Here is a 20,394-nt window from a genome sequence, read left to right as displayed (position 1 = left end):
AAGACCTGATGGCGGAGGAAACGCCGGGCGCTCTCGCTCAACTGCGGGTGGTGGAGCTGGGCCGTGACGTGGCCGTGCCGTACGCGGCGCGGCTGCTGGCGGACCTGGGTGCGGACGTGGTCAAGGTCGAGGACCCCGAGGGCGATCCGCTGCGGGCCGCCGGGCCGTTCCACCCCGACGACCGGGAGCGCCGGTACGGAGGGCTCTTCGAGTACGTCAACGCCAACAAGCGCGGCGTGACGGTCGACCTGCAAGCCGACTCCGAAGCCGTCCGCCGCCTGGTGCGCGGCTGCGACATCCTCATCGAGAACCTGGGGCCGGGACGCCTTGAGGCCATCGGCCTCGCCCCCGGCGACCTGCGCGAGAGCCATCCCGGCCTGAGCGTGGTCCGGGTCTCCGATTTCGGCCAGGACGGCCCGTACCGGGACCGCCCGGCGACGCCGTTCACGCTCCAGGCCGCGGCGGGCGTGGTAGCACCGCGCGGCGGGCCGGAGCCCGTTCAGGTGGGCGGGCGCTATCTGGAACTGGTCGCGGGCGGATACATCGCCGCCGCCGCGCTGACCGCCTACCACGGCGCGCGCAGGAACGGCCGTGGGCAGGACGTGGACGTCTCCATGATGGAGTGCGCGCATTCCATCCTGACCTTCCCGACCATCACCAACGCCGTCCTGAAGCGGCTCGGGCGCAAGCCGTTGTCCGCCGAGAGCGTCCTGCTGGGGGTGCGCCGCTGCCGTGACGGCTGGGTCGGCGTCAACATCCTGACCGGCCAGCAGTGGCAGGACGTGTGCGAGCTGGTCGGGGCGCCGGAGTACGCAGAGCGCCGCGAGGACCTGCGGCAGGGCGGACCTGACCGGGACGACTTCGAACGGCGGGTGGAGGCGTGGCTCTCGGACCTGTCCGTCATCGACGTGGTCACGGTCTGCCAGGCACTACGGATCCCGGCTGTCCCGGTACACGACGGCGCCTCGATCGTGGACGCCGAACACTGGCGGGAGCGGGAGTTCTTCGTGCGCGAGGAGCGCGGCGGACGGCCCTTCGTGCGCCCGTCCTTCCCGTGGCGGCTGGAGGCGACCCCGGCCAGGTCCCGCCGTCCCGCCCCGGCCAAGGGCGAGCACAACGCCGAGTTGCTCGGCGACCTGGACGCCCACGACCGGGTCGCGAGCGAGGCTCCCGCATCCGGAAACGACCTGCCGCTGGCCGGTGTCAGGGTCCTCGACCTGGGGACGTTCTGGGCGGGCGGCGCGCACGGCACCTACCTCGGCGCCATGGGCGCCGATGTCATCAAGGTCGAGTCGGTGCAGCGGCCCGACGGCTTCCGTTACAACATGACCGCCCCGCAGCTGGGGGAGCGCTGGTACGAGGGCGGCAGGCACCGTCCGGTCAACCTCAACAAGCGGGGTCTCACCCTCGACCTCTCCCGGCCCGAGGGACGCGAGCCGCTGGAGCGGCTGATCGCCTCGGCCGACGTCATCGCCGAGAACTACGCCGCCCGGGTCATGGACCACCTCGGGCTCGGCTGGGAACGGGTACGGGAGATCAACCCGGGCATCATCATGGTGCGGATGCCCGGCTACGGCCTGGAGGGCCCGTGGCGCGACTTCGTGGGCTGGGGCAACCCGTTCGAGCAGGTGTCCGGGCAGGCCGCCCTCACCGGGCCTGCGGGTGGTCCGCCCACCTCGCCGGGCGGCTACACCGATCCGGCGGTCGCGCTGCACGCCGTCGTTGCCACGCTGGCGGCGCTGAGGCACCGTGAGCGCACCGGGCAGGGGCAGCTGATCGAGGTGCCGCAGATCGAGGTGGGCGCCTGCGTGGGCGCCGACCCCGTGATCGAGTACGCACTGACCGGCCACGCGCCGGGCCGGAACGGCAACCGTTCGAGCGTCTTCGCGCCGCAGGGTGCTTACGTGGGGTCCGATGGCCGTCGCGTCGCCCTGTCGGTCCGCGACGACGCCGACTGGAAGCGGCTGCGCACCGCCCTGGGCGATCCCGATTGGGCTCGCGATCCGGCTCTCGAGACTGTGGCCGGACGACATGAGCGGCATGATGCGCTCGACGCCGCGCTCGGCGCGTGGGCCTCGGAGGCTCCCGCGGAGAAGCTCGCCGGCCTGCTGCTGGAACACGGTGTCCCGGCCGCCGTCGTCACCACGGCCGACGACTTCCACACCGATCCCCAGCTCACCGCGCGCGGCTACTACCAGGAACTGCCGCATCCCGTCATGGGGCCCGAGCTGTACCCGGGATGGCCGATGCGGTTCTCACACGTCCCTGACCAGCCGCATCGGGCGCCCGCTCCACTGCTCGGAGAGCACAACGAGGAGATCCTGCGCGGAGAGCTCGGGCTGACCGCCGGGGAACTGCGCCGGCTGGAGGAAGACCGGGTCATCGGGACCGTTCCCCTTGGCCTGTAGCCGGGTCGTGTGGCCGACCCACCCTGGACGAAGGAGACCGGAATGACCCTGGACCTCGCCGCCGCGGACTACACCCTGTCGGGCCTGCGCCCGTTCCCGGTCGCGGTGACGACCGTGGACGGCGGCCGGGCCAACGGGCTGATCTCGCTGTCGGCCGGTTCGGCCGCCATCGTCCCGGAGGCGCCGCGCGTCACGATCAGCCTGACCAAGTACAACCTGACGCACGACATGGTGACGCGCTCCGGCGTGTTCGCCATGCACCTGCTGGCGGCCACCCCCGAGCCGGCGCTGGAGCGTTCGCTGGCCATCATCATGGGCCTGGGCGGCAGTTCCGGCCGGGACGGCGACAAGCTCGCCCCGTTCGCCACCAAGCCAGGCGTCACCGGCGCGCCCATCCTGCTGGACGCGCTCAGCTACGTCGAGGGACGGGTGGTGGGCAGCCTGGACGCCGACGAGAGCACCATCTTCCTCGCCGACGTGGTGGCGGCCGAACGGTTCGGCACCGGCGAGCGGCTGCGGATCGGCCCGGCCTGGCAGGCGCTGCCGCAGGAGTGGATCGAGCAGTACGAGCGCAACCACGTCCCGCAGCTGGAGCACGCCCGCCGCAACCGCGGCCTGTGAGCACGCCGCCCCGGGCGGATTCTCACAGGGCGGTGAGGCCGCCGTCGACCACGAAGTTGGTGCCGGTGACGAAGCCCGACTCGTCGGAGGCGAGGTAGACGGCCAGTTCGGCGATGTCCTCCGGCCGCCCGGTCCGCTGGACGAGCTGCGGTGCCAGCAGCGCCTCGCGCACTTTCGGATCCGCGAAGAAGCTCGCGGTGCCCGGAGTCTCGATGGCGCCGGGGCTGATGCAGACCGCCCTGATCCCGTGCTCGGCTCCCTCGGCGGCGAGCTGCCTGGTCATGGCGATCACGGCGCCCTTGGTCGCGCTGTGCGCCGTCTTGGCGGTGTGCCGGGCGCCGACCAGGCCCGCGGTGGATCCGACGTTGATGATGACGCCACCGGTGCGGGCGAGGGCCGGCCAGGCGTACTTGGTGGTGTAGAAGACCAGGTCGAGTTCGTTGCGGATGGTGAAGTGCCAGTCCTCGACCGAGAAGTCGGAGATCGGCCCGAACCGGGCCGCCGAGGCGTTGTTGTAGAGGACGTCCAGCCGGCCGTGGGCCGCGGCGGCCTCCTCCACCCATCGCCGCGCCTGCTCGCTATCGCCGAGATCGACCGGGGCGGAGCCGGTCATCTCCCGTCCGGCCTTCCGGACCAGCGCGATCGTCTCCTCGCTCGCCTCGGTGTCGACGTCGCATCCGATGACGACCGCGCCCTCCTCCGCGAAGCGGAGCGCGGCGGCGCGACCCTGCCCGCCGCCCGTACCCGTGATCAGCGCGACCTTGCCTTCGAGCCGTCCCATGACTCCCCTTCCCAACCCCGGATCTTACGATCCATTCATATCTTCTCGGTGAGTTATCGTGCACTACTCTGCGGTGAAGCGGTTTTCATATTGACGGTCTGCCCGTAATTCTCTAATGTTCTGACATAGTGTTCATATCACAGGACCCGGCCGCCGAGGAGGACCCCAGGGTGCGCATCGAGGTGGACGTGGCGGTCGTCGGTGCCGGCCCCTGCGGGCTGACGCTGGCCAACCTTCTCGGGACCTACGGCGTCAGAACCGCCGTCCTGGATCGCGAAGCGGGGCCGCTCGACCACCCCCGTGCCGTCGCCGTCGACGACGAGTCACTGCGCGGTTTTCAGGCGGCCGGGCTGGCGGAGGAGATCCTGGCCGACTGCATCCAGAACGCCCCGATCCGATACCACAACTCGCGGGGGCGTGTGCTGGCCCACGTCGGACCGAGCGCGCGCCCGTACGGCTGGCCGCGCCGCAACTTGTTTTTCCAGCCCCTCATGGAGGCGTCCCTGCGGCGCGGCCTGGACCGCTTCGACCACGTGACCCTCCGGCCGGAGACCGAGATCGTCGGGCTGGAGCCCGACGGCGACGGCGTGCGCCTGGCCGCTCGCGGCCGGTCCGCGGACGACGGGGGAGACGTCCAGGTGACCGCCCGGTTCGCCGTCGGCGCCGACGGCGGACGCAGCTTCGTACGGGATGCGGCCGACATCGAACTGCTCGGCCGTACCGCGCCCACCCAATGGCTGGTCGTCGACGTCGGCGAGGACGCCTGGGAGGCCCCGTACTCCGCGGTCTACTGCCATCCGCGCCGGCCCTCGATGACGATCCCGCTGCCCTACGGTCACCGCCGCTTCGAGTTCAAGCTGTTGCCCGGCGAGAGCGAGGAACAGATCACCGAGCCCGCCGCCGTCCGGGAACTTCTGGCCCCCTTCTACCGGGGGCTGCCCACACCGGAGATCCTGCGCGCCAGGGTCTACTGGCACCACTCGCGCATCGCCGCCCGTTTCCAGAACGGCCATGTCTTCCTCGCCGGGGACGCGGCTCACCTCCAGCCCCCGTTCTTCGGACAGGGCATGAACTCCGGCATCCGGGACGCGACCAACCTGGCATGGAAGCTGGCGGCGGTGACGTCGGGGCGGTGCGGGGCCGGGCTGCTGGCCACCTACGACGCCGAACGCCGCGGGCACGCCGAGACGATGGTGTCGTTCGCCACCCGCATGGGACGCATGTACCAGCCGCGCAACCGCGCCACCGAGGCCGTGCGGGACATGGTCTTCCGAGGGGTGCAGAAGGTCCCGGGCGCCCGCGACTACATCCTGCAGATGAAGTACAAGCCCGCGCCCCGCTACACGACCGGTGTCGTGGCGGGACCGGGCACGGGACACAAGGGTTCGCAGGTCGGACGCCTCTTCGGGCAGCCCTGGATGCTCACCGAGGACGGGCGGCGACGGCGGCTCGACGACGTCCTCGGCTCCTCGATCGCCGTGCTCGGGCTGACCGGCGACCCGTCCGAGCACCTGTCGGACGACACTCTCGCACGGCTCGCCCACCAGGGCGCCGTACTCGTGCGGGTGTCCCCGCCCCCGCCGGGCCGTCGTGTCCCCGTCCCACGACCGGACTCGGCGGGCCTGCCGGACCCGGGCAAGATCGAGCAGGCCGAGTTGCATGACATCGACGGCCACTTCCGCGACCTGCTGCTGGCCCGTCCCGAGGACGAGATGATCGTCCTGCGGCCGGACCGCTACGTGGCCGCCGCCTGCCGCGCCGCCGACCTCGACGCCGTGGCGGGCGAGGTCTGCGACCTCATGTGCGCCGCCGGGCCGGACGAGGCCCGCCGATGACCTCCGGAACGGCAGAGCTGGAAACCGCGCTCCACGACGCCGACCTGCCATCGCTGCTGCCCGCCCTCGCGCAGGTCACCGGCGACCTGTCCATTCTCCGCGAGGAACTGCGCCCCTCGGTGGTATCGACGCCGCTGGGCGTGGAACCCCAGGGCGGTCTCTCGCAGGAAGCCCAGGAGCAGGCCAGGCGGCTCGCCGCCAGTACCCTCCGTTCCTGGGCCGGGCGCGGGCGCCCATCACCCGAGCCGCCGTCCGAGGCCGGGCTGCGCCGGATGATGGAGTTCATCACCGGCCCGATGGACGACGAGTACCTGCCACTGCTCCGCCACCAACTCGGCCTCACTTCCGAGGGGGACACCGCCGCCTGGCACAAGAGCACCGTCGCCCCCGACCGGACGTTCCGCGTCGTGATCATCGGCGCGGGCATGTCGGGTCTGGCCGCCGCTCACCAGCTGCGGAGTGCGGGCATTCCCTTCGTCGTGGTGGAGCGCAACGACGAGGTCGGGGGGGTGTGGTGGCAGAACCGCTACCCCGGCTGCCGGCTCGACACCAGCAACTACTCCTACAGCTACTCGTTCGCGCAGCGTCCGGTGTGGCCCCACCAGTACTCGACCCGGGAGTCGATCCTCGAGTACTTCCGCCAGGCCGCCACCGATCTCGGGCTACGCGAGTCGATCCGCCTGGGAACCCGGGTGCTGGCCGCCACGTTCGACGAGGCCTGCGGGCTCTGGCGGGTGCGCCTCCAGGACCGCGACGGCCGCACCGAGACCCTGGAGGCGGAGGCCGTCATCAGCGCCGTCGGCCAGCTGAACGAGCCCGCCTACCCCGCGGTCCCCGGCCGGGACCGGTTCCGCGGGCCGTCCTGGCACACCGCCCGGTGGAACGCCGCGGTGGACCTGACCGGACGCCGGGTCGCGGTGATCGGCACGGGTGCCAGCGCGTTCCAGGTCGTCCCCGAGATCGCCGAGATGGCAGCCGAACTGCTGGTATTCCAGCGGACGCCGCCGTGGATCATGCCCACCCCGGCCTACCGTGCCCCCCTCCGCCCCGGCCTGCGGCACCTGCTCGAGCACGTCCCGCACTACCACCGGTGGTTCCGTTTCCAGCAGTTCTGGAACAACGTGGAGGGCCGCCGGAGGTACTGCCTCGTCGATCCCGAATGGCGGGAGAAGGGGTCGGTGTCGGCGCTCAACCACGCCCTGCGCGAAGCTCTGGTGGCCCACCTCGAACGCGAGTACGACGGGCGCCCTGACCTGCTGGCCAAGGCGGTCCCGGAATACCCGCCGTACGCCAAGCGCATGCTCCGCGACGACGGCGCCTGGGCCCGCACCCTCAAGCGCGACGACGTCACCCTGATCAGCGAGCCGATCGCCGAGATCGCGGAGCGGGGTGTGGTCACCGCCGGCGGAACGCTGCACGAGGCCGACGTCATCATCTACGGCACCGGCTTCCAAGCCTCGATGTTCCTGCCGGGGATGACCGTCACCGGGCGCGGCGGCGCCGATCTGCACCGGCAGTGGGCGGGTGACCCGCGCGCCCACATCGGCATCACCGTGCCGAACTTCCCGAACCTGTTCCTGCTCTACGGCCCGAACACCAACCTGGTGGTCAACGGCAGCATCGTCATGTTCTCCGAGTTGGAGGTGAACTACGTCCTGGAGTGCCTGAAGACGCTGCTGCAGTCCCCGTACCGGACCATGGAGTGCCGCCAGGAGGCCCTGGACGGGTTCTGCTCGCGAGTGGACGAGGCGAGCGCCCGCATGGCCTTCGGCCTTCCGGGAGTGCGGAGCTGGTACAAGAACGCCGCCGGGCGCGTCACCCAGAACTGGCCTCTGACCACCCTGGAGTTCTGGCGCATGACGCGCCGTCCGGAGCCCGGCGACTACGAGTTCAGCTGAGCCCGGAGCCCGCGCCGTCCCCAAGCTCGCTCTCCAACCGGTCGAGGTCGGCCAGCGAGCGCAGCAGGTCGTTGAGGTGGGTGCAGGTGGCGGTGCCCTGCAGCCGCGCCCGTACCCACGTCCGCAGTTCGTGCACGGTCTGCCCGACGAGGGACTGCGCGCTGCCCGCCGCGCGCGGGCATTCCACCCACGGCAGCACCCTCGGCGTGGCGTCGATCGACAGGACGCGCAGGTCCGCCCGGTCGATCTCGGCCGTCATGACGTATTCATGGATGATCGTCTCTACACCGGCCGGGTCCCGGTGGGTGTCGCGGAACATGGCGTCGACGCGTAGCCGTTCGCCCTCGCCGAGCACGTCCATCCGCCGCCGCCTGCGGATCCCGCCGGGCGGCAGCTCGCCATGATCATGCCAGGCCGGCGGGTGTTCGGGCGACTCCAGCGCGGGTGCCGCGGGACCCTGGGGCATCGGCATGATCCCGGTCTCGGCCAGCTCGGAGAGCATCGTCGCGTCGGTGGCGAAACCGGCGCACAGGTTCGCCCGCCCGGCCAGGAACGCCTCTTGCGCGGCCCGGTCGGCCCGCATGTCGTGGGCGCCGCCGCCCGTGTGCAATGCGTACCCGCTCACCAGAACCGCCCCCGGCATGTCGTCCAGCAGCAGGTGGAGCAGCGTCCGGCCGGCGGCCTCCTCCGGTACCGCCGCACCCACCTTGGCGCGGAACCCCGAGGCCACGGCGGCGCCCAGCAGTTCCTGGATCGCGTCGACCGGCGGGTCGGTCTCGATCTCAAGCAGCGCGCAGCCACCCATGAAGTCGAGACGGGCGCGCACCCCCGACTCGCCCACCACGCGGGCACGCCCGTCGCCCGCCAGCAGCAGGTCCCTGCCCCGCCCGTCCACGATCACGTCACCGTCGAGTCCGGCCGGGCGCAGCAGATCGATGGTCGTGGTGCGCCGCAGCGCCCCCCGGCGCTGCGGTGGGGTCGCCGTGGTCGGATCATGTGGCCCGTGGCGTGGATGCAGGGACCGTGTGCCGTGACCGATGCCGTCCCGCATACCCCTACCTCGAATCCTTAGCCGTCGCGGTGACGGCGGGCGGAGATGACGGCGAGCGCCTCCTCGGCGCTCGCGGTGCCGTTCTCACGGGCCCGCCGCTTGGCCTGCGACCAGTCTGCCAGCGCGGCCCGGGCGGACTCGGACCGGTCGTTCCAGTCGGGGACCAGCGGTGTGGTGATCTCCAGCCGCAGGCCGTTGACCGGGTCGCGGAAGTAGACGCTGTAGATGATCTTGTGGTCGACCGGTCCGAGTACCTCCAGGCCCATCCCGGTGAGCCGGTCCCGCCAGGCGTCCACCTCCGCGGTGGAGTCGACCTGGAGGGCCAGATGGTCGAAGGTGTCGTACGCCGGGTGCGGCGCGGGCGGGCGGGGAGGCACCCCGGGCGCCTCGAAGAAGGCGAGGGTGGACCCGTCGCCCAGGCGGAAGAAGATGTGGAAATAGGGAATCGGCGCGCCGGTCGAGGGCACCTCGTCGTCCATCACGGCCAGCACGAACTCCATGCCCATGACGCGGGTGTAGAAGTCGACCGTCGCCTCGGCGTCGGGTGTCACGTACGCCAGGTGGCTGAGCATCCGCGGGGTCGGCGCCGATGCCGCGCCCACCGTCGCGGCGGCGGGTGTCGTCCGTACCATTCCTCGGCTCCCCTCGGTTCCTGTGCGAGCCGGCCCGGCACGAGCGCGAGCCCGCTTGAAGGCGTGTTCCTCCGCGACCGTACGGGCTGGTTCATGTCGGCGAGATGTCGGCCGGTCCGGAGAGGGACCATCCGACATCCGGCCGACATGCTGGGCGTGGCGCCCGGTGGCACCATCGTGACCATGGAGCTACCCGAGATCATCAGTGTGGACGACCATGTCGTCGAGCCGGCGCACGTCTGGGAACGGTGGCTTCCGGCGCGGCTGCGTGACCGCGGTCCCAGGGTGGAGCGGCGCGGGATCAGGGCGATCGAGTTCGCGGGCGCCGCGGCCTACCGGGAGGAGTTCGACGCGGACTCCCCGGTCAAAGTGGACTGCTGGGTGTACGAGGACCTCGTGTACACCCACAAGCGCATGGTCGCCGCTGTGGGCCTCCCGCCGGAGGAGATGACCATGACGCCGATCACCTACGAGGACATGCGTCCCGGCTGCCACGATCCGGCCGCGCGGCTGGCCGACATGGATCTCAACCATGTCGAGGCGTCGTTGTGCTTCCCGACCTTCCCGCGCTTCTGCGGCCAGACCTTCGCCGAGGGCGCCGACAAGGAGCTCGGCCTGGCCTGCGTGCGCGCCTACAACGACTGGATGGTGGAGGAGTGGTGCGGTGATTCGGGCGGGCGGCTGATCCCGCTGTGCCTGATCCCGCTGTGGGACGTCGATCTGGCCGTGGCGGAGGTGCGGCGCAACGCCGAGCGCGGGGTGCGCGCCGTGTGCTTCAGCGAGCTGCCCTTCCACCTCGGCCTGCCGACGATCCACTCCGGATACTGGGATCCCTTCTTCGCGGCCTGCGCCGAGACCGGCACGGTCGTGTGCATGCACATCGGCTCGTCCTCGAGGATGCCCGCGACCTCGTCCGATGCCCCGCCAGGGGTCACCGCCTCGCTCGCGTTCGGCAACTCGATGTCGTCGCTGGTCGACTTCCTGTTCTCCGGCGTCCTGGTGCGCCACCCCACGCTGAAGCTGGCCTATGCCGAGAGCCAGATGGGCTGGCTGCCCTACGTCCTGGAGCGGGTGGACGACGTGTGGGAGGACAACCAGGGCTGGGCGGGCACCAAGGCCATCCCCGAGCCTCCGTCGACCTACTACTACCGGAACGTCTTCGCCTGCTTCTTCAAGGACCAGCACGGCATCGACGCCATCGACAAGGTCGGGCGCGACAATGTGACCTTCGAGACCGACTACCCGCACAGCGACTCCACCTGGCCGCGCACCAAGGAGGTCGCGGAGAAGCTGATGGCCGGCCTGGACGACGAGACCGTCTACAAGATCGTCCGAGGCAACGCGATCCGGATGCTGGGCCTCCCCCCGGACGCACCCGCGACCCCCACTACAGCCCCGGCCTGAACGCCGCCCGTCCCCCCTGCGTCCAGGAGGTCCGCCGAGGTGCCCGATTCCGAGTCCCTGTCCCGCCTGCTGAGCCCGAAGTCGGTGGCCGTCGTGGGCGCCAGCGAACGGCGCGTGATGTCGAACGTCGCGGTCGGCCACCTGCTCGACGCGCCCGTCACGCTGCATCTGGTCCACCCCACGGCCGAGCGGATCTACGGGCGGCCGGCGGTGCGCGACCTGTCGGCGATCGGGGAGCCGGTCGACGCGGTGTTGTCGCTGGTAAGCGCGGAGCGTACGGTCACGGTGGCGGAGGAGGCGGCGCGGCTGGGTTGCGGCGGCCTGGTGGCCGTCGCCGGCGGGTTCGCTGAGGCGGGCCCGGACGGAGGCGCCCTGCAGGACCGGCTGGTGCGCGCCGCCGGGGACGGGCTGGCGGTGTGCGGCCCCAACTGCACGGGGTTCGCCAACCTCACGGACGGCGTGAGCCTGTTCACCGGTACCCCTGTGGACGTGCCCGCCGGAGGCATCTCGATCGTCTCCTCCAGCGGCTACCTGATGCGGTCGGCCATGGTCGCGGCGGGCGAGCGGGGCCTGGGGGTGCGGCTGGCGATCTCGGCGGGCAACGAGGCCGTCACGACCCTCGTGGACTACCTCGACCACCTGGTCGCGGACCCGGCCACCACGGTCATCGCCGTGATCGCCGAGCGGATCGCCGATCCCGCGGGGTTCTTCGCGGCGGCGGCCCGCGCCAGGGAGGCCGGTAAGCCGCTGGCCGTGCTCAAGCTGGGACGCGGCGCCCGGGCGCGGGAGATCGTCCGCTCCCACACCGGCGCGCTCACCGGCGAGAGCTGGGTGTACGACGTGGCGCTGCGCGCCGCGGGCATCCTGGTCGCGCGCGACATCGAGGACCTCCTCGACGGCGTGGCGCTGCTGGCCCGGCTCCCGCGCCGGTCGTGGCGGCCGGTCGAGCGGGTCGCGGTGCTCGCCTCCTCGGGCGGCGTCGCCGCCCTGGCCTGCGACACCGTCGCCGACGAGGGCATCGAGATCCCGCCGCTGGACGGCATCGGCGCGCGGATCCGGAAGCTCGTCCCGGGCGCCGAGGTGGTCAACCCGCTCGACCTCACCGGGTTCGCCATGACCGATCCGGACGCCCTCGCCGCGATCCTGCGCGCCTACCACGACTGCGACGAGGTGGACGCCGTCGTCGTCTGCTGGTGGCTGGGCCCGGACGACGAGCGGCGCGCCGCCATGCTCCTGGACCCCGCGCGCGGCATCGCCGCGGCCGGGACCAAGCCCGTCGTCATGACGACGGTCGAGAACTCCCGGATCGGCTCCTGGACGGCCGGCGGCCGTGACGGCGTCGTGTTCGGCCGGGGCCTGAAGGGGACGTTCCGCGGGCTCCATGGCATGCACCGGCACGTGACCGCCCGGCGCCGGGACGTCCCGGCCCGCACGGCGCGGATCCCGCGGCCGGAGGGGATCATCGAGGGCGCGGCCGGACCGATGCTCACGTTCGCCGAGAGCATGCGCCTGCTCGCAGCCGAAGGGATCCCGGTGGCCCCATGGACCGTCCTGGAGCGTCCAGGCGACTGGGAGGCCGGCCGGCTGCCCGGCGTGGCCGGACGCCTGGTGGTCAAGCTCGCCGACGTCCCGCACCGGACCGAGTACGGCGCCGTGCGGCTCGGCGTCGAGCCGGACGCGGTGCCCGCCGCGGCAGCCGAACTGAGCGCGCTCGCGGCCGGGCACGGCCTGCCCCGGACGATCGCGGTCCAGGTGCAGGTCGCCGGGGAGGGGGAGGCGTTCATCGGCTGCCAGGGCGAGACCGACCTCGGCCCCGTCGTCGTCGCGGGCCTCGGCGGGACGCTGGTCGAGCTGAACCGGACCGTCGCCGGCCGTCCGATCCCCGTGGACGACCGGGACGTCGAGGAGATGCTGGACGAACTGGGCCGCGACACCGTCTTCGCCGGGCTGCGCGGTGGCCGCGCCTGGAACCGCCCGGCGCTCGCCGCCGCCGTGCTGGCCTCCGCCCGCCTGATGGAGCGGGCCGCCGGCTGGGCGGCCTCGATCGACCTCAACCCGGTGGTCTGCGGGCCGGGCGGCTGTTCCGCCGTCGACGCCCTCGTCCTGGTCAAGCCCTGATCGAGAAGGAAGGAGGCGCGATGCCGCTGCCGTCCGGTGTGGAGCGCGGGCTGCTGGAGGTGCCGGTCCCGTCGTCGGGACGGATCGACGTGTTCTCAGGGGTCGCCCGGCTCTCCGGCGCGATCTGGGCTTCGGAGGTGCGGCGGACGGGGACGTGTCCCAGCACCGCGCTTCTGATCGTGCACCCGACCGCCAATTTCCTCGGGCACTACGCGCTCGGGACGCTGGCGTCCATGGGCGTCGCCGCGGTCGGCATGTGCACCCGCTACGTCGGCAGTGACGCGAACCTGAACATTGAGAACTGCCTGCTGGACATCGGTGCGACCATCACCCTGCTGCGGCGGCGGGGGTACGAGCGCGTCGTGCTGGTGGGCAACTCCGGCGGCGGCTCGATCGTTCCGTACTACCAGGCACAGGCCGAGCACCCCACGGTGACCGCACCGCCCGGAGGGGTGGGGCCGGACCTCACCCAGGCCGGGCTGCCACCGGCCGACTCGGTCGTGTTGTTCATGGCGCACCCGTCGCGGGCGCGCCTGTCCGCGGAATGGCTCGATCCCGCCATCATCGACGAGGCGGAGCCGTTCGGCCGTGATCCCGAGCTCGATGCCTTCAGTCCGGAGAACGGACCGCCCTACTCGGCGGAGTTCATCGCCCGCTACCGGGAGGCGCAACTCGCCCGCAACCGCCGCATCACCAGGTGGGCGCAGCGGCAGCTCAACCGCATCACTGCACCCGGCAACTGGCCGCACGGCCTGGACGACATATCCTTCGTCGTCCACGGCACGAGCGCCGACCTGCGGTTTCTGGATCCGGCCGTGGACGCCGGCGACCGGGACAGCGGTGACAGGGAGGCCGGCACCACGCTGTGGGGAAGGCCCGAGATCGCCGGTTACCTGCCGGCGGGCCTCGGCCGGTACACGAGCCTGCGCTCGTGGATCAACCAGTGGTCGGTGGACGAGACCAACGGCGACGCACTCCGCTGGCTGCCCAAGCTCCGGACGCCGACGCTTGTGGTGGGCGGGTCCGCGGACACCGGGGCCCCACCGGTCGTTCTCCGGCAGCTGTACGACGCCATCGAGGTGGCCAGGAAGGACCACGTGCTCGTGCAGGGGGCGACGCACTACTTCGAGGGACGTCCCGACCTCCTGGAGCAGGCGTGCGAGGCCATGGTGAGCTGGTGACACGCCGGGGGCGGAGGGATGCACGGCCCGCCGCCCCCGGGTGTTCTCACTGCGCCTTGGCAGCCGTTCCGACCGCGGCCCGATAGAAGGAGCGGTCGATGTAGCGGGAATCGGGGATGGGGTCCTTGTAACGGACCGCCCCGACCTGCTGGAAGATCTTCTGCAGGCCGGCCATCGAACGCTCGCGCATCTCCCAGTCCCACATCAGCGGCGCCGCCTGGGTGAGCGCCTCGGGCTTGGTTCCCATCGCCTGCGCCAGCCTGGCGACGAACGCCTTGTCGGACAGGTAGTCGCCGGTGAAGTAGGTGTTGTAGACCCGGATCGAAGCCCGGACGAAGGCCAACCCCGCCTCTGGCCTCTTACGCAGCAGCGAAGGCCCGAACACCGGCCCGGACAGGGCCTCACCCGTCCAGCTCGCGCCGATGTGCCGGTACGCGGGATCGTCCTTGATCTGGAACCAGGAGGGGGACTGCAGGAACGCCGCGTCCACCGCGCCCTGCTTGAGGGCCAGCACCAGCGACCCGGCGTCGAACTGCTTCAGCTTGACGTCCTTGATCGAGAGCCCGGACTTCTTCAGCTCGTTGTCGATGATGTAGCCGACCGAGCTGCCCGGCCCGACCAGCGAGGCGATCGTCTTGCCCTTCAGGTCCTGGACGGTGCGGATCCGGTCGTTGCGGACCCAGAGCCCTTCCTTGGCATTCGGCGGCGGGTAGTGGGCGCTCATCACCCACCGCATGTCGAAGCCGTCGTTCAGCGCGTTGAAGAAGAACGCGGACTGCGTGCTCCAGGTGGCGTCCAGTTTCTCGTTCGCGAGCAGCGGCAGCGTGTTGGCCGAGGGCATGATCTTGATCTCGACGTCGAGATTCTCCCTGGCGTACTCGCCGCTCGCCACTCCCCACACCAGTGCCTGGGCGTAGTCGGCCGTCTTGGCCGGGATGGCGACGGCGACCTTCGTCTTGGCCTTGAGCGGCCGGGGAGCGGGCGTGCCGCGGTCACAACGTGCGATCTCTCTGGGCCAGATCTTGGAGAGGTCCGTGGCGGCCTTCGCGCCGCATCCGGGGACCGCGGCCGTGGGCGGGGCGATGATGGGGCCCGCCGCTCCGGATCCGGAGGAACCGCCGCCGCAGGCGGTGAGGGCGAGGGGGAGGGCCACAAGCAGGGCGGCGGTCCTGTTCTTCGTCGGACGCATGTCGTCGTCTCCGGGGGGTCAGCGGGGCTGGATGTCGTTGCCGCGGGGAGCCCACGGGCAGGCCTTGCGCCCGATCCACGTGATGACCGCGGTGAACAGGACGCCGAGCAGCGCGGAGCACACGATGCCGACGTACATGGGGGCGGTCAGGAAGAGGCGCTGGGCATCGAAGATGAGGAAGCCCAGCCCGCTCTCGCCTACCAGGAACTCGGTCGCGATGATGACCAGGACGGACACCCCTGCCGCGATCCGCAGCCCGACGAAGACCTGGGGCAGCGCGGCCGGGAACAGGACGTGCGCGAACATCTGCAAGCGGCTGAAGCCCATGGACCGCCCCGCGTCGCGGAACCCCTCGGGCACGGCGATGACGGCGGCGCTGGTGGAGATCCAGACGAAGAAGAAGACGGTCACGGCCACGACCATGAGCTGCGGCAGCTGCCCGAACCCGAAGATGGTCAGGAAGATCGGCAGCAGCGCCAGCTTGGGCACCGTGTACAGGCCGTTGAGCAGCGGCTCCAGCGCCGCCCGCGTGGTGGGGGACAGGCCGGTGGCCAGGCCGACCAGGAAACCGACCAGGGCACCGAGGACGAAGCTGGACAGGATCCGGAAGGCGGTCTCCCCGATGTCGGGCCACAGTTCCCCGCGCCCGCTCATCGTCCAGGCCTCGTCGAGGATGGCGGTCGGCGCCGGGTAGGACCGGGCGTCGATCCATTCGAGGCCGGAGGCGAGCTGCCAGAGCACCAGCAGGAGCAGCGGGACCCCCGCGCCGAGCCCGGTCTGGACCAGGCGGCGCCGCCGCCGGTGGGCGCGGGGCGCGCGCTCGGCCGGGCCCGGGGTCCTGCGGACCACGGCCGGAGCGGCGGTGACTGTGGGGGCGGTCATCGGTCGCCTTCCTGGTCCGGGCGGGAGATCCCGCGCTTGGTCGCGGCCGGGCCGTGCGGCCCGGCCTGGGCGAGGTCGACCTGGGAGCGCAGGTGGTCCCAGAGTTCGGCGCGCAGGCCGGCGAACTCCGCGGTGTCGCGGATGCCGGTGGAGCGCGGACGGGGAAAGGGCACCCGCTTGTCGTCCAGCAGGACGCCGGGGCGGGCGGTCATCACCACGACCCTGTCCCCGAGGAGGATCGCCTCCTCCAGGCTGTGGGTGACGAAGAGGACCGTGCGGTTGTCCTCCTGGCAGAGGGTGAGCAGTTCTTCCTGGAGCAACTGACGCATCTGCGCGTCGAGCGCGGCGAACGGTTCGTCCATGAGCAGGATCTCCGGCTCCACGGCGAGGGCGCGGGCGATCGCCACGCGCTGCCGCATCCCGCCGGAGAGGGTTCCCGGATAAACGTCCTCGAAGCCCCTGAGTCCCATCCGCCCAAGCCACATCCGTGCCCTTTCCCGGGCCTCTTTGCGGGGTACCTTCCGAGTCTGGAGGGCGACCCGGATATTGGCTTCGACCGTTTTCCAGGGGAAGATTCCGTAATCCTGGAAGACCATTGACATCGGCGCGGGACCGGAATTATCGAGGTGAAGTTCGATTTCGCCCCCGGAGGGGGCGATGAGACCTGCGACGATGCGCATCAGGGTCGACTTGCCGCAGCCGGACGGGCCGACCAGGCAGACGAACTCGCCCTCCTCGATGGTGAGGTCGAAGGGGCCCAGCGCCTGGACGCCGCCCTGTGGCCCGAGGTACTCCCGGGTCACGCCATGGCCGACGATCTTGGGCCGGGACGGCGGTTCGCGCCGTCGGCCCGGCGGCACCCGTTCGCTTTCCTCTGTGCTCGTTGTCATGCATGCACCCGTTTTCCCTGAGCTGGTGATCCGGTTTCACGGCCCCCGGCGCGACGCTGCCGCTCGATCCGCATGATGCTGGAGTCTCGCCCGGGCAACATGTCGGAAATCTTTCCAATGTGCGTTATCGGGGCGTCGGGAATGGGGCATGCACGATGGCGCCGGTGGTTCACGGACGCAGCCATGGCTCGGTGTACTGGGCGTCGCGGGCGGCCTTGAGCCCCTGCACTCCCTCCGACTTCCTGATCTCGGCGAACGACCGGCCGTCCGGCGCCGCGGCCAGGCCGCTCATCGCCAGCGTCAGCGCGTCGTGGGCGCGCGCGGCCACCCGTCCGGCGGCGTCCCCGGATGCCTCGGCCACCGCGTCGACGGCACGCTTGTTCAGCGTGGTCGCCTCGCGCGGCATCCGGGACAGCCGCCGGGCCAGGTCGAGCGAGCGGCCGGCCAGTTCCTCGTCGGGGACGACGGCGGTCACAAGGCCGATCCGGCAGGCCAGCGCCGCGTCGATGAGCTCGCCGGTGAGGATCAGGAACTTGGCCCACTGGCGTCCCACCAGCGGGACCAGCGCGCTCGCCCCGGCCAGCCCGAGCCGCCCTTCGGGCATCCCGATCCTGGCGCCGGTGCCGGCGATCACAAGATCGCAGCAGGCGGCCAGGACGAGTCCGGCTCCGAGGCAGTGGCCGTGCACGGCCGCCACGATCGGCAGCGGTGACCTCCGGATGCGGTCGTGAAAACGGTCGGCTCGCTCCTGGAAACGGAACTCTTCGGCGGCGCTCTCCCGCGGGGCGTTGCCGGCCAGGTCGCCGCCCGCCGAGAACGACCGGCCCGCCCCGTTCAGCAGGACCGCCCCGATGGACGGGTCGGCCTCGGCGTCGTCGAGCGCACGCCGGATCTGGTCACGGGTGCCGCCCGGCCGGGCCGAGATCGGGTTGAGCGAGGCGGGCCGGTCGAGCGTGATCTGGGCGATGCCGTCGTGCTTGCGGTAGGCGATCTCCCGCGCCTCCTGTCCGGGTGTTCCCATGCCGCTCCTCTCCACCGTATATGGCTGATACTTGACGGTTTTGTCACTTTCTCTCTATGTTCCTAGTTAGCCGTGCACCGCATATCAATAGAGTCCGCAAGGGTTCCGTGGCTACAGAAGGGCGGAGGACACCGCATGGCAACGGATGTAGTTCCCGCTTCATCTGACATCACGTCACCATCTGTCCGGACGGCTTCGGTGGAGCCGGGGACCGCGCTGGTATGCGGCGAGGACGACGGCGCCGCGGCCGGTCCGGGCAGCATCCTCACGGCCGGTGGCTGGGAGTGCGTGCCCGTGCAGGACATCGAGCGGGCGCGCTGGCTGGCCTCGGTCCGCAACTTCCGGGTGATCGTGCTGGCGGGGCGGACATCGTCGTGGTGCGAGGGGGCCACTGGCGCGGTCCGGCCGCGGACTCTCGCGCCGATCCTGGCGCTGTCGCCCCGTGCGGACGCCCAGGCCCGGCTGCTGGACCTGGGGGCGGACATGGTGGTCGGCGCCGACTGTGAGCCATCCCTCCTGCGGGCCGCGGTCGTGGCCGTGGCTCGCCACGTGCCTTCCAGCGCCCCGCGGCTGAGGTACCTGGAGGCCGAGGGGCTGTGGCTGGATCTGTGGGCGCGCAAGGTGACCGTCGACGGCCGCCCGGTCACCCTGTCGCCCACCCAGTTCGAACTGCTGCACATCCTGATGAGGCACGCCCAGGTCGTAGTCCGGCACCACGCGCTCATCAAGGCCGTGTGGAGCTGGAAGTACACCGACGAGCGCAACGCGCTGCGCATTCATGTCAATCGGCTGCGCCGCAGGCTCGGCGAGGTGCCCGGCCGTCCGCGGTTCATCCGCTCGCTGCGCGGCACGGGCTACTGCTTCGTCCAGCCGGTCTCGGAGTTCGCCGCGGACCATGACCCCGTGCACGGCGACCGCGGCCGCGACGGCGCGGACCCGCTGCTGGAGGGTGAGCTGCGGAAGCTGCGCAACGCGCTGCTCGGTGCCGGCGACCGGAACCGGGCCTGTGCGGCGCTGGTGGAGATCGCCGTTTCCGAGGGACTGTGCGACGCCGCCGCCGTGTTCGCCCGGCGGGCGGGCTCCGACGCCCTGCACCTGGTGGCACAGCAGGGCATGCCGGCGGAGTGGCAGCGGGCCGTGGCGTCCGGGATCCCGCTGGCCAAGCGGTTCGTGGCCAGTGACACCGTCAGCTCGAACCAGCTCCGCGCCTACGTCGACATCGGGAAGGCGGCCGGTCGGTACGGGCCCACGGCCCGGCTGCTGGCGGACGCCAAGCTGCCGGTACTCCTCTCCGTGCCCCTGGTCGACCACTATGGAACCTGGGGTCAGCTAGGCTTCGCGCGGCGTTCCGACAGCGCGTTCACGGCGGCCCCCCGCATGGTCCTGGAGGCCGCCGGCTACCTTCTCGGCGCGCTGTTCGCCGGGGACGGGACGCCGGTCACGGCTCCCGGCGCCGGCTGAGAGCCCGGATGCCGCAATCGACGCGCTTCCTGACCCAGGATCTCAGGAGACAGATCAATCGATCAAGAATGCTGTGCGGGGCGGCGGTCTCGCGCAGACCCGAACGGAGCGATGAGCATGACTGAGCCAGGCACGCCCGGGAACGAGCAGGCCGCAACGGCCGAAGCGCCGGTCGAGCAGCTGCCCGTGGACGACTGGACCGATCAGGACCTCCTCACCAAGGTCGAGGCGGCGGGCCGCCTGGAGGCACGGATCGCCGAGGTGAGCGCTCGTATCGAGGCGCTCGCCGCCGCGGGCGCGGCGACCGGAGTGGAGGGGGCGGCGCTGGAGCGCCGGATGGCCGCACTGCGGTCCGCGCTCGCCGACCTGCGAGGCTGACCGGCGATCGTGATCGAGGGGCAACGGCTCCAAGGAAGGTGTGTGTCATGGATGGAGGGTCGGCCGTGCCCGTGTACCGGCGCAGCATCGATCTCGAATCGGTCCTGGAGGACGGGGAACGCCTGCGCGTGACCGGACGGCTGCACGACACCGTTCCCAAGGGCCCGGACGGTACGGAGGACGTGCATCAGATGAGCCTGTCGCTGGTGGTGAGCCTGCCCAATCTCGTGGTCGTCGACGCGGTGGCGGACATGGCCACGTTTCCGCACGCGGAGTGCCCGCTCATCACCAGCGCCGTCGCCGGGCTGCTGGGGATGCCGGTGGGCAGGGGCTTCACCCGGGAACTGAACCGCAGGTTCGGTGGCCCGGCCGGATGCTCACACCTGAAGGAGATCGCGCGGAACATCGCGCCGGTGGTCGTCCAGAGCATGCTGACCGCGGCCGGCCCGCGTCGCCGGGCACCCGGCGAGGTCCCGTCCCCTGATGGGCTGCCCGTCGGCAGCTGCCATATCTGGCGGGAGGACGGTGTCGCCGTGCGCAAACTTCGAGAGGGCTGGGTGCCGGGCACCGTCGAGCGTCCGGTGCCGAGGCTGTCGCACTTCACCGGAGGAGGCCATCACCCTTGAGCTGCGGTGGATGATGCG

At 71.4% G+C, this 20,394-nt stretch carries 17 protein-coding genes; 10 read left to right on the top strand and 7 right to left on the bottom strand.

The features are described 5' to 3' along the window. Window positions 1-8: 8 nt before the first annotated feature. Together ACGWYJ_RS13600 and ACGWYJ_RS13595 are read left to right on the top strand one after the other, a co-directional pair. A complete protein-coding gene (locus tag ACGWYJ_RS13600) occupies window positions 9-2,408 on the top strand; it encodes a CaiB/BaiF CoA transferase family protein (RefSeq protein ID WP_395106279.1) in 2,400 nt (799 codons plus the stop codon). Between the two features lie 42 nt (window positions 2,409-2,450). Further along, window positions 2,451-3,029 (top strand): flavin reductase family protein, encoded by a 579-nt coding sequence (locus ACGWYJ_RS13595; protein WP_395106278.1) that lies wholly within the window; start codon window positions 2,451-2,453, stop codon window positions 3,027-3,029. A gap of 22 nt (window positions 3,030-3,051) precedes the next feature. Here ACGWYJ_RS13595 and ACGWYJ_RS13590 read toward each other — a convergent pair whose 3' ends face one another. Continuing rightward, the gene (locus ACGWYJ_RS13590) at window positions 3,052-3,825 is read right to left on the bottom strand and encodes an SDR family NAD(P)-dependent oxidoreductase (RefSeq protein WP_395106277.1); all 774 of its coding nucleotides are present in this window, start codon (window positions 3,823-3,825) and stop codon (window positions 3,052-3,054) included. A gap of 113 nt (window positions 3,826-3,938) precedes the next feature. Here ACGWYJ_RS13590 and ACGWYJ_RS13585 point away from each other — a divergent pair, with 113 nt between their 5' ends. Further along, complete coding sequence (locus ACGWYJ_RS13585) at window positions 3,939-5,645, top strand: bifunctional 3-(3-hydroxy-phenyl)propionate/3-hydroxycinnamic acid hydroxylase (RefSeq protein ID WP_395106276.1); 1,707 nt, start codon at window positions 3,939-3,941, stop codon at window positions 5,643-5,645. Next, complete coding sequence (locus ACGWYJ_RS13580; protein WP_395106275.1) at window positions 5,642-7,543, top strand: NAD(P)-binding domain-containing protein; 1,902 nt, start codon at window positions 5,642-5,644, stop codon at window positions 7,541-7,543. The genes ACGWYJ_RS13585 and ACGWYJ_RS13580 overlap by 4 nt, the downstream gene beginning before the upstream one ends. Here the strand turns inward: ACGWYJ_RS13580 and ACGWYJ_RS13575 are convergent. Together ACGWYJ_RS13575 and ACGWYJ_RS13570 are read right to left on the bottom strand one after the other, a co-directional pair. Further along, window positions 7,536-8,594, bottom strand: coding sequence for a DUF2889 domain-containing protein (locus tag ACGWYJ_RS13575; RefSeq protein WP_395106274.1), 1,059 nt, complete (start codon window positions 8,592-8,594; stop codon window positions 7,536-7,538). The genes ACGWYJ_RS13580 and ACGWYJ_RS13575 overlap by 8 nt on opposite strands. Before the next feature lie 17 nt (window positions 8,595-8,611). After that, on the bottom strand, window positions 8,612-9,226 hold the full coding sequence (locus ACGWYJ_RS13570; protein ID WP_395106273.1) for a VOC family protein: 615 nt from the start codon (window positions 9,224-9,226) through the stop codon (window positions 8,612-8,614). Between the two features lie 183 nt (window positions 9,227-9,409). Between ACGWYJ_RS13570 and ACGWYJ_RS13565 the strand changes: the two genes are divergently transcribed. From ACGWYJ_RS13565 to ACGWYJ_RS13555, 3 genes are read left to right on the top strand one after another with little or no spacing between them, the layout of a single operon-like run. After that, the gene (locus tag ACGWYJ_RS13565; RefSeq protein ID WP_395106272.1) at window positions 9,410-10,630 is read left to right on the top strand and encodes an amidohydrolase family protein; all 1,221 of its coding nucleotides are present in this window, start codon (window positions 9,410-9,412) and stop codon (window positions 10,628-10,630) included. Window positions 10,631-10,669: 39 nt separating this feature from the next. Further along, window positions 10,670-12,748 (top strand): acetate--CoA ligase family protein, encoded by a 2,079-nt coding sequence (locus tag ACGWYJ_RS13560; RefSeq protein ID WP_395106271.1) that lies wholly within the window; start codon window positions 10,670-10,672, stop codon window positions 12,746-12,748. Window positions 12,749-12,768: 20 nt separating this feature from the next. Beyond that, window positions 12,769-13,929, top strand: coding sequence for an alpha/beta hydrolase family protein (locus tag ACGWYJ_RS13555; protein ID WP_395106270.1), 1,161 nt, complete (start codon window positions 12,769-12,771; stop codon window positions 13,927-13,929). Window positions 13,930-13,975: 46 nt separating this feature from the next. Here ACGWYJ_RS13555 and ACGWYJ_RS13550 read toward each other — a convergent pair whose 3' ends face one another. The 4 genes from ACGWYJ_RS13550 to ACGWYJ_RS13535 all read right to left on the bottom strand — a co-directional run bounded on the left by ACGWYJ_RS13550 (window position 13,976) and on the right by ACGWYJ_RS13535 (window position 17,911). Then, the gene (locus ACGWYJ_RS13550) at window positions 13,976-15,118 is read right to left on the bottom strand and encodes an ABC transporter substrate-binding protein (RefSeq protein ID WP_395106269.1); all 1,143 of its coding nucleotides are present in this window, start codon (window positions 15,116-15,118) and stop codon (window positions 13,976-13,978) included. Between the two features lie 18 nt (window positions 15,119-15,136). Then, window positions 15,137-16,000 carry an ABC transporter permease gene (locus tag ACGWYJ_RS13545; RefSeq protein ID WP_395106268.1) on the bottom strand — a complete coding sequence of 288 codons (864 nt, stop codon included), beginning with the start codon at window positions 15,998-16,000 and terminating at the stop codon, window positions 15,137-15,139. Then, on the bottom strand, window positions 15,997-16,890 hold the full coding sequence (locus ACGWYJ_RS13540) for an ABC transporter ATP-binding protein (RefSeq protein ID WP_395106267.1): 894 nt from the start codon (window positions 16,888-16,890) through the stop codon (window positions 15,997-15,999). Before ACGWYJ_RS13540 ends, ACGWYJ_RS13545 begins: the two co-directional genes overlap by 4 nt. 169 nt (window positions 16,891-17,059) lie before the next feature. Beyond that, a complete protein-coding gene (locus tag ACGWYJ_RS13535; protein WP_395106266.1) occupies window positions 17,060-17,911 on the bottom strand; it encodes an enoyl-CoA hydratase/isomerase family protein in 852 nt (283 codons plus the stop codon). A gap of 198 nt (window positions 17,912-18,109) precedes the next feature. Here ACGWYJ_RS13535 and ACGWYJ_RS13530 point away from each other — a divergent pair, with 198 nt between their 5' ends. The 3 genes from ACGWYJ_RS13530 (at window position 18,110) to ACGWYJ_RS13520 (ending at window position 20,376) form a co-directional block, all read left to right on the top strand. Continuing rightward, a complete protein-coding gene (locus tag ACGWYJ_RS13530) occupies window positions 18,110-19,372 on the top strand; it encodes a winged helix-turn-helix domain-containing protein (RefSeq protein WP_395106265.1) in 1,263 nt (420 codons plus the stop codon). A gap of 117 nt (window positions 19,373-19,489) precedes the next feature. Further along, window positions 19,490-19,750 carry a hypothetical protein gene (locus tag ACGWYJ_RS13525; protein WP_395106264.1) on the top strand — a complete coding sequence of 87 codons (261 nt, stop codon included), beginning with the start codon at window positions 19,490-19,492 and terminating at the stop codon, window positions 19,748-19,750. A 47-nt stretch (window positions 19,751-19,797) separates the two neighbouring features. Beyond that, the gene (locus tag ACGWYJ_RS13520; RefSeq protein WP_395106263.1) at window positions 19,798-20,376 is read left to right on the top strand and encodes a DUF2889 domain-containing protein; all 579 of its coding nucleotides are present in this window, start codon (window positions 19,798-19,800) and stop codon (window positions 20,374-20,376) included. Window positions 20,377-20,394: the final 18 nt, after the last annotated feature.

The sequence above is a fragment of the Actinomadura sp. SCN-SB genome, from assembly GCF_043906805.1.
Lineage (GTDB): Bacteria > Actinomycetota > Actinomycetes > Streptosporangiales > Streptosporangiaceae > Spirillospora.
The sequence above is the reverse complement of the archived record's forward strand: the minus strand, read 5'-3'. Positions and strand labels throughout refer to the sequence as shown.